Here is a 15,578-nt window from a genome sequence, read left to right as displayed (position 1 = left end):
AAAATTGTTAAAAAGTTGTAACTCTAGTATTAAAAAAGCCTAGCATTTTGTAATGCTAGGCTTGAAATAAATAATAATGATTTTGACCGATTTTACTGCCCAGAACGGATGATGTAATCAAACGCAGAGAGTGATGCTTTAGCGCCTTCACCTGTAGCAATAATGATTTGCTTGTAAGGTACAGTCGTACAGTCACCCGCAGCAAATACACCTTGCACATTGGTTTCGTTGCGGTCATTCACAATAATCTCGCCACGGTTGGTTAACTCAACTTCACTGTCTTTCAAGAAGTCAGTGTTTGGCAATAAACCAATCTGTACAAAGATCCCTGCAAGCTCTACCACATGCTCTTCATCAGTCGCACGGTCTTTATATTTAAGGCCAGTCACTTGTGAACCATCGCCTAACACTTCTGTACTTAAGGCATTCATAATCACCGTTGTGTTTGGCAAGCTATGCAATTTGTTTTGCAACACTTGGTCTGCACGAAGTTTGGTATCGAATTCAACCAGAGTTACATGCTCAACAATCCCTGCAAGGTCAATTGCTGCCTCAACACCTGAGTTACCGCCACCAATCACGGCAACACGTTTGCCTTTGAACAATGGACCATCACAGTGTGGGCAGTACGCGACACCACGGGTACGGTATTCTTGCTCACCCGGTACATTCATTTCTCTCCAACGTGCACCTGTAGAAAGGATTACAGTTTTCGATTCAAGTTTCGCACCGTTTTCAAGTTCAACTTCAACCAAGCCATTTGCAGTCTGGTTGGCACCCGTGATTTTGCTGACACGTTGCAGGTTCATAATATCGACATCGTATTCACGAACATGGGCTTCCATCTCGGCAGCAAACTTAGGACCTTGAGTCTTTTGCACAGAGGTGAAGTTTTCAATGTCCATGGTGTCCATGACCTGACCACCAAAGCGTTCAGCCACTATACCCGTGTTAATACCTTTACGTGCAGCATAGATTGCAGCTGTTGCGCCCGCAGGACCACCACCAATCACCAATACATCAAAAGCATCTTTGGCATTCAGTGCTGCCGCATCTTTTTCAGCTGAGTTGGTATCAAGTTTTGCCACAATCTCTTCAAGGGTCATACGACCTTGACCAATGTGCTCGTTGTCTTGGAATACCATTGGTACAGCCATGATTTTGCGTTGTTCCACTTCGTCTTGGAAGAATGAACCATCAATCATGGTTGCTGTTGTGTTCGGGTTATAAATCGCAATCAGGTTCAGCGCCTGTACCACGTCCGGACAGTTATGACAGCTTAATGATACAAACACATCAAAGTTTGCTTTGAGGTTTAAGCCTTTAATCTGCTTAAGCACTTCATCAGAAACTTTTGGTGCATAACCAGACACCTGTAACAGTGCCAAGATCAAAGACGTAAACTCATGGCCCATTGGTAAGCCTGCGAAGAATACACGAGGCTGTTCACCTGCTTTAGCCACACCAAAGCTTGGACGACGTGTATTGTTGCCATCAAAACGGGCAGTAACTTGGTCAGATAGTTCAGCAATTTCTGTCACTAACTCTTTAATTTGAGCTGCTTTATCTGATTCATCTAAAGCAGCAACTAATTCGATTGGACTTTCTAAACGTTCTAAATAAGCTTTTAATTGAGTTTTAATGTTTTGATCTAACATCTGTTTTTTACTCCAATACATCCAAATTCTTGCAATAGATGCATAGTACGTGAAAACACAAAATAGGTAAAACAGTATGTTTTTATTTATTCAATCGGTTTTTTGAATTATTGGAAACATTCATAAATAAGATCAATAATTTATTTCTAAAATATTCTTTTTTATCTTTTGTAGTGTTTTAAAGTGAAAGTATTTAAAAATTTATATATGTTATATGGCTGTAAAGATTTTATGTCATAACATTAAAAGGTACTTTCATGTCATTGCAACGCGGCATTTATCAGCATTATAAAGGTAATCTCTATCAAGTTTTTTCTGTGGCAAAACACAGCGAGACTGAAGAAGAGTTAGTCGTTTATCAGTGTCTTTATGGTGACTATTCAACTTGGGTACGTGCTCTAGATATGTTTACTGAAACGGTGCAAATGGCTGATGGAAGTATCGTTCCGCGTTTTAAGTTAATTCAAAGCACTTAACTCAAACGGCTTTTATATAAAATAACGATTTTAAAGGGTGAATATATGCCAAATACTTTTTTCTTACAAAGAGTTGCCGATTTATATGACACCTTTAAAAGACATGATGCCCAGCAGGCAGATCGTTTGCTGAGGTATCGCAATATTGAGGCTGAGTCTGCAAAACTGCTATCGCAATTTATTCGAATGCAGCAAGCCAAATCAATTTTAGAAATCGGAACTTCAACAGGTTATTCTACTTTATGGCTTGCCGAGGCGGCACAAGCAACTCACGGTAAAGTAACTACGCTTGAAATCGATGCCAATCGTAGTCATGAGGCGAAACGCCATGCGACTGAACTGGCATTAGATGAATTGGTTGATTTTTGGGTGGGAGATGCAGCCGACTATTTAAAAGAAGCTCAGGAAAATTTCGATTTTATTTTGTTAGATGCTGAGCGTCCTGCTTATGAGAATTATTGGCCAGATTTAAAACGGCTGATGAAGCTAAAAGGTGGCGTACTCATTATTGATAATGTCATTTCACATGCGGCTGAAGTCAGTTCATTCTTAGCTTTAATTAAAAAAGATGAAAATTTTATGAGCAGTATTTTGCCGGTAGGCGCTGGTTTATGCATTGTAGTGGCAAGGTAAGCCATTTAAAAATCTGATTTATTCATTCATAAAGGCCTGTTCAAAGCAGGCCTTATTTCATTATGTTATGAAGCATTCACTAAAGATAGGCGAGTAAAGTGTAAGTCGAATTCTAAATATTTATGTACAAAAGCAGCTTTGTCTGTTGATCGTAATAAGTTGTCATAGATAAATTCTGGTACAGGATGATAAAGTTCACCTGAACCATCGCTATAAAATATTTTTAGATGACGTGAAGTCGCATTGTATTTCCATGAAGTGACTGCCACAGTATTCGCCATAAATTTTTCCCCTTTTATTTCATATTACTTAAGCTCAAAAAACATCGGTTATTTATTCGACATTACTCAAACTTCGTGTAATGGGGAAGGACATAATTGTAAAAGTATCAGTAGAAAATGTGATGTGCTTATTCAAAACAAAAGAACCATCCGATGAGGGATGGTTCTTTGAGTTTTTAAAATCTAATAAGAGATTAGATTTTACCAACTAGGTCGATAGATGGAGCAAGAGTAGCTTCGCCTTCTTTCCATTTAGCTGGGCAAACTTCACCTGGGTGAGCGTGTACGTATTGAGCAGCTTTTACTTTACGAAGAAGTTCAGATGCGTCACGGCCGATACCACCAGCGTTGAGTTCAACGATTTGGATTTTACCTTCTGGATCGATAACGAAAGTACCACGGTCAGCTAAACCTTCAGATTCGATAAGAACGTCGAAGTTTTTAGAAAGAGTCCAAGTTGGGTCACCAACTAATGGATATTGGATTTTTTTGATTTCTTCAGAAGTGTCGTGCCAAGCTTTGTGAGTGAAGTGTGTATCAGTAGATACAGCATAAATTTCAACACCAAGTTTTTGGAATTCAGCGTAGTTGTCAGCTAAGTCACCAAGTTCAGTTGGGCAAACGAAAGTGAAGTCAGCTGGATAGAAGAATACAACAGACCATTTACCTTTAAGGTTAGTTTCGTTAACTTCAACAAATTGGCCGTTGTGGTAAGCAGTTGCTTGGAATGGTTTAACTTCAGTATTAATCAAGCTCATCATTGTCTCCATGATTGAGGTTTATATTTAAACTTGTTTACGAGATGTAGAATAAATAAAAATTCTTTATTGGGGAAATAGTATTTTTACATGACTAAAATCGGAAAATCGAATAAGTGATAAATTTACGATTTTTAAGTCCCCAAACACTGTATTCGATTTGACTGCAAAAACATGTAAATCAAATGACAGTTATCGTAAAAGAAACTTGCCTAACAACATGAAGTCTCGTTAGTCAAAATTCAAGGGTAAAATTTTAAAAAATTAAAAATATATAAAAAACCAACTGTTTTACCTTATGGTCATTAGAGCGTAAAATAGAGGATTGTTGTATTTTCAGGAAAATTTGTCTGTGCAGAATGATTTAAATATTGATCAGTGGGTGATGGCAAGAGATCGTTACCGTTTAAATCGTTTGCGTAAAGATAAAAAAGCCAATACAGCAGAGATTGAAAAATTATTTGAACAATCTAATGCCAAAGTAAGGCAGCGATTTGAACGTCTCCCTAAAATTAAACTGAATCAGGATTTACCTGTTTCTCAATATGCAGACCGCTTAATTGATGCGATTCAAAAGCATCAGGTAATTATTGTGGCAGGTGAGACGGGTTCAGGTAAAACCACTCAGCTTCCTCAAATTGCAATGTTAGCGGGACGTGGCTTAACGGGAATGATTGGTCATACCCAACCACGTCGTTTAGCTGCACGTAGTGTTTCTCAACGTATTGCAGAAGAAGTCGGCGAAAAGCTTGGCGAGTCTATTGGTTTTAAAATCCGCTTTAATGAACAAGGTTCGCAGGACTCTATCGTACGGTTAATGACCGACGGTATTTTGCTTGCCGAGTTAGGTAATGACCGTTATTTGTCTAAATATGACACGATCATTATTGATGAAGCGCATGAGCGCTCACTCAATATCGATTTTATTATGGGCTATTTAAAGCAGTTACTGCCAAAACGCCCAGATCTAAAAGTTATCGTGACTTCGGCAACTTTAGATGTAAATCGCTTTAGTAATTACTTTAATGACGCACCTATTTTTGAAGTAGAAGGGCGTAGTTATCCTGTCGAAGTACTTTATCGCCCAATTTCAGAAATGAATATTGGCGGCAGTGATGACGATGAGTTTGATGATTTCGAAGAAAACCTTCCTCGTGCAGTTGTACAAGCCGTAGAAGAATGTTTTGCTGATGCGGAAGCAAAAGGTCACCCAGAACATGCCGATATTCTAATTTTCTCAAGCACAGAGCAAGAAATTCGAGAATTGCAGGAAACCTTGCAAAAGTACGGGCCAAGACATACCGAAATTTTACCTTTGTATGCGCGTTTAGCTGTTTCTGAACAACAGAAGATTTTTAGTCCGGGTGGTAAAGGCCGTCGTATTATTATTGCGACGAACGTGGCCGAAACTGCACTTACGGTTCCAAACATTCGTTATGTGATTGATAGTGGTTTTGCTCGTATATCACGTTATAACTACCGTTCACGTGTACAACGCTTACCAATTGAAGCAATTTCTCAAGCCGCAGCCAATCAGCGTAAAGGGCGTTGTGGCCGTATTGCTCCGGGTGTGTGTATCCGTTTATATAGCGAAGAAGACTTTTTCAGTCGTCCTGAATTTACCGAACCTGAAATTAAAAGAACCAACTTAGCATCTGTTATTTTGCAAATGCAGAGTTTAGGGTTAGGTGAGTTAGAAAACTTCGATTTTATTGAGCCGCCAGATTTCCGCCTTGTAAATGATGGTCGTAAGTTGCTGATTGAGTTAGGCGCACTTAACGAGAAGAAAAATGAGCTGACTAAAGTCGGGCAAATGATGGCACGTATGCCAATTGATCCACGTTTGGCACGTATGATCGTGGGTGGTGCTCATTTTGGCGTACTCAAAGAAATCTTAATTGTGGTAAGTGCTTTAGCTGTTCAGGACCCGCGTGAGCGTCCGGCCGACAAACAGATGCAAGCTGACCAAAAGCATGCTTTGTTTAAAGAAGCGGATTCAGATTTTCTATTTTATTTGAAGCTTTGGGATACTTTGAATCCTAAAGGCGAAGCAGGGATGTCTGAAAATAAACGCCGTCAATTTGCCAAGCAGCATTTCTTAAGCTGGTTGCGTTTACGTGAATGGAAACAGACACACCAGCAATTGGTTGAGTTAGCCGAAGGCTTAAAACTCAGTTTTAATGAAAAACCTGCGAATTATGAAAACTTGCATCGTGCATTGCTGACAGGTTTATTATCGTTTATTGCCAATAAAACTGATGAACGAAATACCTTTATGGCAGTGCGTCAGCAAAAGGCTAAAGTTTTCCCTGCGAGTACTTTGCATAAAACCAATACCTCTTGGGTGATGGCTTTTGAGATGGTCGAAACCTCTCAAGTGTACTTACGTACTTTAGCCAAAATTGACCCTGAATGGATTTTACTTGCTGCACGCGACTTGTTGAAATATCACTATTTCGAGCCGCATTGGTCTAAGAAAGCGGGAATCGTCAATGCGTATGCGCAAATTTCTTTATTTGGTTTAATTATTGAGCCAAAACGGTTAATTAATTTTGAAAAAGTTGATCAGCCTGCTGCTCATGAGATTTTCTTACGCGATGCATTAACTACTGGTAACTTGGGTACAGTTCCACCATTTTTAAAACACAATTTACTTAAGCTTGAAGAAGTAGAGCGAGTTGAAGATAAATTGCGTCGTCGTGATTTGGTGGTGGATGAAGAAACAATTTATCAGTTTTATGCGTCGAAAATTCCTGAGGAAATCGCGAGTCGCCGTAGCTTTGAAGACTGGCGTGCCACAGTAGAAGCAAATAACCCACGTTATTTATTTATTGACGATGATGCGCTCTGGCTCAATGATCGACCAACAACGCAGCAATTCCCAGATCATTTACATAATGGGCAGCTGCGTTTAGCAACCACATATCATTTTGACCCGAGCCATGACGAAGATGGTGCCACTGTTCAAATTCCTGTACAGGCGCTGCCTCAGGTTAATGAAAATATCTGGTCATGGGGAATTCCGGGTTGGCGTCAAGATTTAATTGAGGCTTTACTCAAAGCTTTACCTAAAGACAAGCGTCGTAACGTGGTGCCAATTCCTGATACAGCTCGTAAGCTCATGCAAGGGGTTGATGCAGTACATTTACGTGAACATATTTTTAGTTATTTAGCTTTTACCTTACGTGGCGAGCAAATTACTGAAAAAGATTTCTCGTTTGAACGTATTGATCCATATTTGGTGCCTTTCATTAAAGTGATTGATGAAAAAGGTAAGCTGATTGCGAAAGGGCGTGATTTACCTGAGTTAAAAGCACGTTGCCGAGTGGAAACACATCGTCCAGTTAAACAGCAAAAAGGCGAGTTTAAAGACTTTCCTGAAAACTTTACTTTCGAGGCTTCTCATAAAGTCACGGGCGTTGTAGTTAAACAATATCAGGCTTTAGTTCCGACCAAGGCTTTTGCTGACCTCGAAGCTAAAGATGAGTCAGGCATTGTTATTCAAACGTTTAACGATCAAACTGAGGCGATTAAACAGCATCGTGAAGGGATTATTCGTCTGGTTCATATGCAACTTGGTGATTTGGTTCGCCAGTTGAAAAAGCAGATTTCAAAACCGCTCGCGTTGGCTTATTCTCCTTTGGGCGATAAAGCTAAGCTTGAGCAGATGTTAGTCTATGCAACCTTGCAAATGGCAATTACGACTTTGCCAATTAACGCTGACGAATTTAATAAGCTGCTAGATCAGGTCAAAAAACAATTTTTGAGTTATGGTCAGCAAGCACTTGAGCAATTAAGTGATATTTATATTCAGTGGCAACAAATTCGTCGTCAGCTTTTAGTACTTGATCCAGACGTATTTGGACGCAGTATTGATGATATTGAAGATCAGTTAGATTTAATGTCACTTGGCAATTTTGTTTACCGCCAACCAGTCGATCTTTGGCAGGAATACCCGCGTTATTTAAAAGCACTGCTATTGCGTTTAGATCGATTGCCAAATAATCTACAGCGAGATCATGCTGCAATTGACGATGTCGATCCATGGATGGACAAGGTATTTAAATTCAAAAACGATCCAAAAATCAAAGAATTGTATTTGATGTTGGAAGAATTCCGCATTTCTTTATTTTCTCAACCGATGAAAACCAAGATGCCTATTTCGCCAACTCGACTGCAAAAGTTATGGGATCGTTTGGGAATCAGTTAAGATAGATCGGGGTCTGTTTATGCTGTTGTTTAGCCTACAACGCAATTTATAAATGAAAGATTAACAGACCCTATTCATTTTTTTAGGAGTTTTACATGGGCATTCGTATCACAGGTACTGGGTTATTTCACCCAACAGAAATCATTTCTAATGAAGAACTGGCCGACAGTTTAAATGCTTATGTGGAACAATATAACCAAGAGAATGCAGAGAAAATTGCAACAGGTGAACTCGAAGAGTTACGTGGTTCTAGTGCTGAATTTATTGAAAAAGCGTCTGGTATTAAGCGCCGTTACGTGATTGAGAAATCAGGTATTCTTGATCCAACACGTTTGCGTCCTCGTTTGTCTGAACGTTCAAATGATGAACTTTCACTTCAAGCAGAGTGGGGCGTGATTGCTGCGAAGCAGGCAATGGAAAATGCAGGTGTAACTGCTGAAGATATCGATGTTGTAATTTTGGCATGTTCAAACATGCAGCGTGCTTATCCAGCAGTTGCAATTGAAATTCAGTCAGCACTTGGTATTCAAGGTTATGCATATGACATGAACGTTGCATGTTCAGCTGCCACTTTTGGTTTGAAACAAGCGGCAGATGCAATTCGTTCGGGTGCTCGCCGTGTTTTATTGGTGAACGTTGAGATTACATCGGGTCACCTAGACTACCGTAACCGTGATTGTCACTTCATTTTTGGTGATGTTGCAACGGCTTCTATTATTGAAGAAACCACCACTAAAACTGGTTTTGAAATTTTAGATATTCATTTATTTACTCAATTTTCAAACAATATTCGCAATAACTTCGGTTTCTTAAACCGTAGCGAAGATGCGGTAGTTGATGACAAGTTATTCCGTCAAGATGGCCGCAAAGTCTTTAAAGATGTTTGTCCACTGGTGGCAAAAATCATTAATGCGCAGTTGGAGAAAATGCAGTTAACTGCAAACGATATTAAGCGTTTCTGGTTACATCAAGCCAATGCCAACATGAATGAACTAATCTTGAAATATGTGGCTGGTAAAGAAGCTGATTTAAGCCGTGCACCAATTATTTTAGATGAGTTTGCAAATACCTCTTCAGCAGGCGTTATTATTGCTTTACACCGTACAGGCCACGAAGTAGATAATGGCGAATATGGCGTTATTTCATCTTTCGGCGCTGGTTATTCAGTAGGTTCGATTGTTGTACAAAAGCACGTTGCTTAAGCTACAAGATTAATTAAAAACGCTCGTAAGAGCGTTTTTTTATGAGCGAAATAATATAAAAAAGTGGGCCCAAATTAGCCCGCTTAGATTGAATAAAAAGTTATTAAAACTTTTTGGTGTAGTTCACAAACAGGCGATCTTCACCAAAGTCATTGCCATGTTTAACGTTGTAATCAATACGAATATATTGCAGGGCAACGCCTTTTAAGAATGGCTGCTGAAACGCATAGTTTAAAATCACATTCGACTCGGTTTCATGGTTTTTCTCACCATTGGCTGCTTTAAAGTCATGGCCGTAAACATATTTCACCATCGCATTTAGGCCCGGAACATAATCTTTAAAGTCATAGCCATACATCACATGGTAAGACTTTTCATCCTCTTTAAAGAAGCCTGTGGCGTTCCAGTTAATGAAATAGGTCTCTGGTAAGAAACCATCTGGTAATGGATAAGCCGACTCACCCATAATCTGTTGGTACCCCAAACCAAAGGTATGGTTCTTTACTTTAAGTGTTTCTAACACCCCAATGTTCTGCGCATCAATATCAAAAGTATTGCCATCATCTTTTGCATTGAAATATTTAAACTTAGAAGTCAGAGCAAAGTTATGTTGTTTCCAGTTATGCTCAAGTCCTACATAGTGCTTGTTATAAAGATCTTCTAAATTACCAAAGTAATATTCGCCCTTTAAAGACGGCGTAAATTGATAGCGCAGATCTATGTAGTTCAGGCCATCAGATTCTTTGGTAATGCCGTTCGCTGTAAAAGAAAACTTTTTAAAATCTTCTTCATTTCGTGGTGATACTTTTTCAACCCGACCAATTTCTGCATAAAGCTGATCTGAAAGTTGCGATTTAAGATTGGTTCCCCAATAAGAGGCAAGTAATTGTCGGCTTGCATCCACAGCCGTTACAGGTAAATCTAGCCAGAGTTCACCGATACTCAACAGGGTTTTGTCATAGCCCAGTTTTAAGGTTGCACCGTATTTTAAAAAGTCAGATGCTTGAGATTGTGTTTCCTTATTAAAAGGCAAAACAGTGTCCGCAACATGTTTATCTGAACTTAAGCGAACGGAGTATTGCACGGAAGCATCAGCTCCAATCGTGATGGGTTTGTCTGCAATTTGCAGTGGAGTGTCATGCATTTTCGACTTATAAAATAATGACGCTGCCTGAGACCAACTACCCGTATCTTTGAGTGCATCATTATCAAAATTACGGTTGATATAAGCATTTTTTAAAGTGAATTTCCATTCATCTTCAGTTTGCTGATTTGGATTTGCGGCCCATGAGTTGCTACACATCAGTAATAAAGTGGCAACAGCTAAAGTGTGTGGTTTAAAACGGTGAAATAATTCCATAATCCATTTCCAAAAAGATGCGCCAGTCCTCGGCGCATTTATATTTACTGCTGGGTAAGCGTGTTTTGAGGGTTAAAAGTTGATGGAGTTTGTGCGGCAACAGAGGCTTTTAGATTGACCATAAATATTGCAAGTGCAGCAATCACACCTGGAATTGCAATCGCTAAGAAATTCATTTGGTGAGGAAGCTCAAGTGTGAGTAAGGCTCCGGTTAAAACTGGTCCAATAATTGCGCCGATACGGCCAATTCCAGATGCCCAGCCCATGCCAGTTGAACGAAGTGCTGTTGGATAGAACTGTGCCACGAAAGTGTAGAGTAAGATTTGTGAACCAATTGTTGCAGCCCCAGCAATTGCAATTAGGCTATATAAAATAAATTGTGGACTATTAATGCCAAGCAGAATTAAAGCTGCTGATCCCACAATAAACATAATGGTAATGACAGGTTTTAAATGGAATCTATCTGCTAAAGCACCGCCACCAATTGCACCGACCATGCCGCCAATATTGAGTGCAAAGAGGAACAAAATGCTTGCACCTAACGAATAACCTGCTTGCAGCATGAGTTTAGGTAACCAGCTTCCTAAGGCATACACCATGAGTAAGCACATAAAGAAAGCAATCCAGAACATAAATGTGCTGAAGGTACGACCCTGCTGGAAAAGCGCACGGACAGGTGCATCTGTTGTGGTGCTCTCGTTTAATACCAGTTGAGTATTGGCGTTTACCTGAGTTTGAGGTGCAATTTTACTCACAATACTTTTCGCCTGTTCGCTATGGTTAGATTTCACTAAAAAGGCGAGAGACTCTGGCAAAAATTTCCAGATGAGTGGGAGCAGTAACAGGGGAATACCCGCAATTAAAAACATGATTTGCCAACCCATATCTTTAACGAGCCATGCACCGAGTAGAGCAGATGTCATGCCGCCAATTGCATAGCCACTAAACATGATTGCGACTAATGTACTGCGGATTTTTTTTGGTGCATATTCGGTCATAAGTGCCACAACGTTTGGCATAACGCCACCAATCCCAAGACCTGCGATAAAACGCAAAATAGCAAACTCTGTTGGTCCTTTGGCAAAGGCACCCATAAAGGTAAATCCGCTAAATAAGGTGACACAAATCAGGATGGTCTTTTTACGTCCCAATTTGTCTGAAAGCGTGCCGAAAATCATGGCACCAAACATCATCCCGAATAGAGCAGCACTGGCGAGTAAACCAGCTTCAACAGCAGTTAAAGACCATTGTTGCATTAACAGAGGAAGAGCAACCCCGTAAATAACTAAATCATATCCATCAAAAATAATAATAAGTAAACACCAGATTAAAACTTTCCAATGAAAAGAGGTAAAACTGGCTTTATCAATTAACTCATTAATATTAACCTTGCTCGTATTCATTTTCTTCACCTCCAATTTGTGAAGCATCGCGTTATTTTTTAATAAACTATTTTGTTATTGGATTAGAGTCAAAAACCTAATTGATATATCTTTATGTCTTTAAGGTATTGTGCTTTTATTGATTTAATTATTTGAAAAATATGTATTTATTTTTATTGTTTTAGCTGTCTTTGTTGTGTCTTTAAAATAGGGTTAAATATTGTATGATGAGAATTTTAAGGATTTTATAGGTACTTTTTTATAGATTTTATTGGTGAGAATCACAGCTAAAAATATTGTTAAATTTATATTATAAATTGAAGTGAAAATATAAAAACAAAATACTAAAGTCTATTATTTAACTATTTTAGAGATTCATGTTAAAAATGAAATTTACTCTATATTCAATAAAAAATCGCCAAATCAGAATTAGTAAATTATTTGCATCCTGATGTGACGATTGAGGCTTTATTTTAGTGGTAGGCGCTTAGATAAAAAACTTAATTTGTGGATGGCGTTGAGCGTGGTGTGAGAATGAAATGGGCGATTACACCAATACAAATGCCCCAAAAAACTGAGCTTAATCCAAGAAAATGCATGCCTGATGCTGTTGCTAAAAAGGTAATAAGTGCAGCATCGCGTTGATTGTCATTTTTCATGGCAACAGAAATATTGGTCGCAATCGCTCCAAGCAAGGCTAAACCCGCCAGTGCTGCAACCAACTCTTTAGGAAGTAAACTAAATAGCATGACAATACTGCCAGCAAATAAGCCTCCTAAAATATAAAAAATTCCGTTGGCGATTCCTGCAATATATCGTTTTTCTTTAAGTTCATGTGCATCTTTGCCCATACATAAAGCGGCGGTAATTGATGCAAGCACAATGGTAATACCGCCGACGCAAGCAACAGCTAAAGAGGCAATACTGGTAACAGTAATAATGGGTTTGGCTGGCGTGCCATAGCCGCTGAGTTTCATAATCGCCATACCCGGTAAAAATTGGCCGGTTAGACTGACTAAAATGAGAGGAATAGCGAGGTTGAGTGTTGAGTTCCATGTCCATTCTGGGCTAATCCACTGCGGGATCGCTAAATTAAAACTCACATCAACCGGATTCATTTTGCCTAAAATGAGGCTTAATAAAACTCCGGCAGCTAACACCCAAATCATGGTATAGCGCGGCATTAAACGTTTGGCAATTAGAAAGACAATAAGCATGCTAAAGACAATAAAAGGCATGCTATCGGATGCGGTAAATAGACCAATACCAAATTGAAAAAGAATACCAGCCATCATGCCCGCAGCGACATCTTGCGGAATCCACTTCAGTAATTTGTCGAAGTAACCTGTAACGCCAATTAAGAATATAACAATGGCAGAAGTAATATAGGCGGCTACTGCTTCATTCAATGAGACATTTGGAAATAGAGTAACTAACAGGGCAGTGCCTGGTGCTGACCATGCGGTTATGACAGGCGTTTTATATTTAATTGAAAGATAAATACCTGAAACGGCGGCACCAATTGAAATTCCCCAAATCCATGACACCATCATATCGGTTGAGACATGGGCACGCTGAGCAGCTTGGAAAAAAATAATCAGTGGGCCTGAGTAAGAAATTAAAACCGCAAGAAAGCCAGCAACTGTTGCTGATATGGACCAGTCATTTTTTAATGTCTTTAACAGGGTTGCCATGTGTGATTGCCTCCATGCAAATCATGTTATTTACCCAATCATGCAAAAAGATCAGGGTTAACCCTGATCTCCACCTCCGACCGGAATGACCGATCCCGTCATATACGATGCGTCATCTGATGCAAGAAATAAAATTGCATTGACTTGTTCTTGAATTGTGCCATAACGGCTCATAAATGTTCGATCTATTGTTTGATCAACTACTTGCTGCATCCAGTCTTTTTCATTTTGACTTAATGGATTGGCATTGCGTGGTACTTTCCGAGGTGGTGCTTCGGTTCCACCAGTCGCAACAGCATTGACACGAATTCCGTCTTTGGCATGTTCAAAAGCAAGTGATGCCGTTAAAGCATTTACACCACCTTTAGATGCAGAGTAGGGAATACGGTTAATGCCACGGGTTGCAATTGAAGATACATTTACTATTACACCCGCTTGTTGCTTAATCATGGCGGGTAGCACAGCGCGGCAACACCATAAAGTTGGAAACAATGAGCGATTGACTTCCTTAATGATCTCTTCTTCGGAAAACTCTTCAAAAGGTTTCATCCAGATCGCACCACCCACATTATTAATCAGGACATCGACCCGACCATAGTGTTCAATAGCTTTTGCAACAACTGCTTGCGCACCTGCATAGGTTTCAAGGTCAGCATTAATCGTGACGGCATTGCCATTTGCACTCTGAACTTCTTTGAGTACGTCTTCAACATATTCAGAGCGGTCAGCCATGATGACTTGGCCGCCTTCAGCTGCAACTTGCAGTGCCACGCCACGGCCAATACCTTGGGCACTACCCGTAACAATCACGACCTTATCTGTAAATCTTTGACGGTTTGACATAGATAGTTTCTCCACCTATTAATTCGCAGAGAATTTTTCAAACAAGAAATTAGCAGGTTTGATATTTTCAGTTTCTAACCAGCCACGTACAGCTTCTACCATTGGTACTGGGCCACATAGATAAACATCGACGTCGCCACCGTTTAACCATTCACTTTCAATATGGCCAGTGACATAGCCTTTGCGTTCATGGTTACTCTCAGGGCTTGCGACCACAGTTCGATATTCAAACCATGGGAATTTCGCTTGCAACTCATTGAGTTTTTCTAGAGCAACCAAGTCAAAGTCATTGGTGACACCAAAGACTAAACGAACTGGTTGTTCTGAACCTTTTTCTTCGAGTACTTGTAACATTGACATAAATGGGGCAATACCAGTACCGCCTGCAAGCATCAATACTGGACGAGCTACATTACGTAAATAGAAGCTACCGAATGGACCGGTAAATGTCATTTTGTCGCCAGCTTGTGCATTCTTACTTAAGAATTCACTCATCTTGCCATTTGGTACATTACGGACCACAAAGCCAGTTAAACGGTTGCCTGGTTTTGAGCTAAATGAATATGAACGTGTTTCGCCAGTTTCAGGAATTGCAACATTGACGTATTGACCTGCAAGGAAATGAATATCTGGTTGACCTTCATCAAGTTGAATATCAAATGTGATGGTTGAGTCTGATAAATTTTCAACGCGGGCTAATGTACCTTGGAAGCTATGAATTGCAGTTTTGCAAACATCTGACGAGGCTTGAATTTGAAATACGGCATCTGAAGTTGGACGACATTGGCAAGCAAGAATATAGCCTTGCTCAGCTTCTTCAGGGGTTAATGCATCTTCAATATAGGTTTCTTCTGGCATGTCATAACTTCCAGACTCGCAAAAAGCGCGGCAAGTTCCACATGCACCATCACGGCAATCCAAAGGAATATTAATTTTTTGGCGATAGGCTGCGTCAGATAGGGTTTCGCCTTGAGCTACGTTAATGAAACGTGTAACACCATCTTCAAATTGAAGTGCGATATTGTGGTTTGACATGGCATGTATCCTACAAAATATTTGAAACTTTTACCCTCAGCCAACA

The 15,578-nt window shown here is 39.7% G+C and carries 12 protein-coding genes; 4 read left to right on the top strand and 8 right to left on the bottom strand.

The features are described from left to right. Positions 1-92: 92 nt before the first annotated feature. Complete coding sequence (gene ahpF, locus B806_RS0112520) at positions 93-1,658, bottom strand: alkyl hydroperoxide reductase subunit F (RefSeq protein WP_017403110.1); 1,566 nt, start codon at positions 1,656-1,658, stop codon at positions 93-95. A gap of 257 nt (positions 1,659-1,915) precedes the next feature. Here ahpF and B806_RS0112515 point away from each other — a divergent pair, with 257 nt between their 5' ends. Both B806_RS0112515 and B806_RS0112510 read left to right on the top strand, forming a co-directional pair. Further along, positions 1,916-2,134, top strand: a complete 219-nt coding sequence (locus B806_RS0112515; protein WP_017386355.1) for a DUF1653 domain-containing protein — start codon at positions 1,916-1,918, stop codon at positions 2,132-2,134. Positions 2,135-2,179: 45 nt separating this feature from the next. Continuing rightward, positions 2,180-2,767, top strand: coding sequence for a class I SAM-dependent methyltransferase (locus B806_RS0112510; RefSeq protein WP_017403109.1), 588 nt, complete (start codon positions 2,180-2,182; stop codon positions 2,765-2,767). Positions 2,768-2,832: 65 nt separating this feature from the next. Here the strand turns inward: B806_RS0112510 and B806_RS0112505 are convergent, their stop codons facing one another. Together B806_RS0112505 and ahpC are read right to left on the bottom strand one after the other, a co-directional pair. Continuing rightward, complete coding sequence (locus B806_RS0112505; protein WP_005070287.1) at positions 2,833-3,048, bottom strand: KTSC domain-containing protein; 216 nt, start codon at positions 3,046-3,048, stop codon at positions 2,833-2,835. 194 nt (positions 3,049-3,242) lie between these two features. Then, a complete protein-coding gene (gene ahpC / locus B806_RS0112500) occupies positions 3,243-3,806 on the bottom strand; it encodes an alkyl hydroperoxide reductase subunit C (RefSeq protein WP_003652649.1) in 564 nt (187 codons plus the stop codon). Positions 3,807-4,158: 352 nt separating this feature from the next. On the opposite strand from ahpC, the gene hrpA reads away from it, so the two are divergent. Together hrpA and B806_RS0112490 are read left to right on the top strand one after the other, a co-directional pair. Beyond that, on the top strand, positions 4,159-8,016 hold the full coding sequence (gene hrpA, locus B806_RS0112495; RefSeq protein WP_017386353.1) for an ATP-dependent RNA helicase HrpA: 3,858 nt from the start codon (positions 4,159-4,161) through the stop codon (positions 8,014-8,016). A 95-nt stretch (positions 8,017-8,111) separates the two neighbouring features. After that, positions 8,112-9,218, top strand: coding sequence for a beta-ketoacyl-ACP synthase III (locus B806_RS0112490; RefSeq protein WP_017386352.1), 1,107 nt, complete (start codon positions 8,112-8,114; stop codon positions 9,216-9,218). A 103-nt stretch (positions 9,219-9,321) separates the two neighbouring features. Here the strand turns inward: B806_RS0112490 and B806_RS0112485 are convergent, their stop codons facing one another. From B806_RS0112485 to benC, 5 genes are all read right to left on the bottom strand, one after another. Then, a complete protein-coding gene (locus B806_RS0112485) occupies positions 9,322-10,578 on the bottom strand; it encodes an OprD family outer membrane porin (protein ID WP_017403108.1) in 1,257 nt (418 codons plus the stop codon). Between the two features lie 44 nt (positions 10,579-10,622). Beyond that, positions 10,623-11,981 carry an aromatic acid/H+ symport family MFS transporter gene (locus B806_RS0112480; protein WP_017403107.1) on the bottom strand — a complete coding sequence of 453 codons (1,359 nt, stop codon included), beginning with the start codon at positions 11,979-11,981 and terminating at the stop codon, positions 10,623-10,625. A gap of 479 nt (positions 11,982-12,460) precedes the next feature. After that, positions 12,461-13,654: a benzoate/H(+) symporter BenE gene (gene benE, locus B806_RS0112475; RefSeq protein ID WP_017386349.1), complete on the bottom strand. Its 1,194-nt coding sequence runs from the start codon at positions 13,652-13,654 to the stop codon at positions 12,461-12,463. A 57-nt stretch (positions 13,655-13,711) separates the two neighbouring features. Next, positions 13,712-14,497: a 1,6-dihydroxycyclohexa-2,4-diene-1-carboxylate dehydrogenase gene (locus B806_RS0112470; RefSeq protein ID WP_017386348.1), complete on the bottom strand. Its 786-nt coding sequence runs from the start codon at positions 14,495-14,497 to the stop codon at positions 13,712-13,714. Between the two features lie 18 nt (positions 14,498-14,515). Beyond that, a complete protein-coding gene (gene benC, locus B806_RS0112465) occupies positions 14,516-15,532 on the bottom strand; it encodes a benzoate 1,2-dioxygenase electron transfer component BenC (protein ID WP_017386347.1) in 1,017 nt (338 codons plus the stop codon). Positions 15,533-15,578: the final 46 nt, after the last annotated feature.

Source organism: Acinetobacter sp. TG2027 (genome assembly GCF_000302435.1).
Classification (GTDB): domain Bacteria; phylum Pseudomonadota; class Gammaproteobacteria; order Pseudomonadales; family Moraxellaceae; genus Acinetobacter; species Acinetobacter pittii.
Note: the sequence above shows the minus strand (reverse complement) of the source record. Positions and strands in the feature narration are given on the sequence as shown.

Coding starts and splice junctions, on each gene's coding strand:
- B806_RS0112490 (WP_017386352.1), top strand. CDS start 8,112: ATGGGCATTCGTATCACAGGTACTGGGTTATTTCACCCAACAGAAATC.
- B806_RS0112510 (WP_017403109.1), top strand. CDS start 2,180: ATGCCAAATACTTTTTTCTTACAAAGAGTTGCCGATTTATATGACACC.
- ahpC (WP_003652649.1), bottom strand. CDS start 3,806: ATGAGCTTGATTAATACTGAAGTTAAACCATTCCAAGCAACTGCTTAC.
- B806_RS0112505 (WP_005070287.1), bottom strand. CDS start 3,048: ATGGCGAATACTGTGGCAGTCACTTCATGGAAATACAATGCGACTTCA.
- benE (WP_017386349.1), bottom strand. CDS start 13,654: ATGGCAACCCTGTTAAAGACATTAAAAAATGACTGGTCCATATCAGCA.
- benC (WP_017386347.1), bottom strand. CDS start 15,532: ATGTCAAACCACAATATCGCACTTCAATTTGAAGATGGTGTTACACGT.
- B806_RS0112485 (WP_017403108.1), bottom strand. CDS start 10,578: ATGGAATTATTTCACCGTTTTAAACCACACACTTTAGCTGTTGCCACT.
- B806_RS0112480 (WP_017403107.1), bottom strand. CDS start 11,981: ATGAATACGAGCAAGGTTAATATTAATGAGTTAATTGATAAAGCCAGT.
- B806_RS0112470 (WP_017386348.1), bottom strand. CDS start 14,497: ATGTCAAACCGTCAAAGATTTACAGATAAGGTCGTGATTGTTACGGGT.
- B806_RS0112515 (WP_017386355.1), top strand. CDS start 1,916: ATGTCATTGCAACGCGGCATTTATCAGCATTATAAAGGTAATCTCTAT.
- ahpF (WP_017403110.1), bottom strand. CDS start 1,658: ATGTTAGATCAAAACATTAAAACTCAATTAAAAGCTTATTTAGAACGT.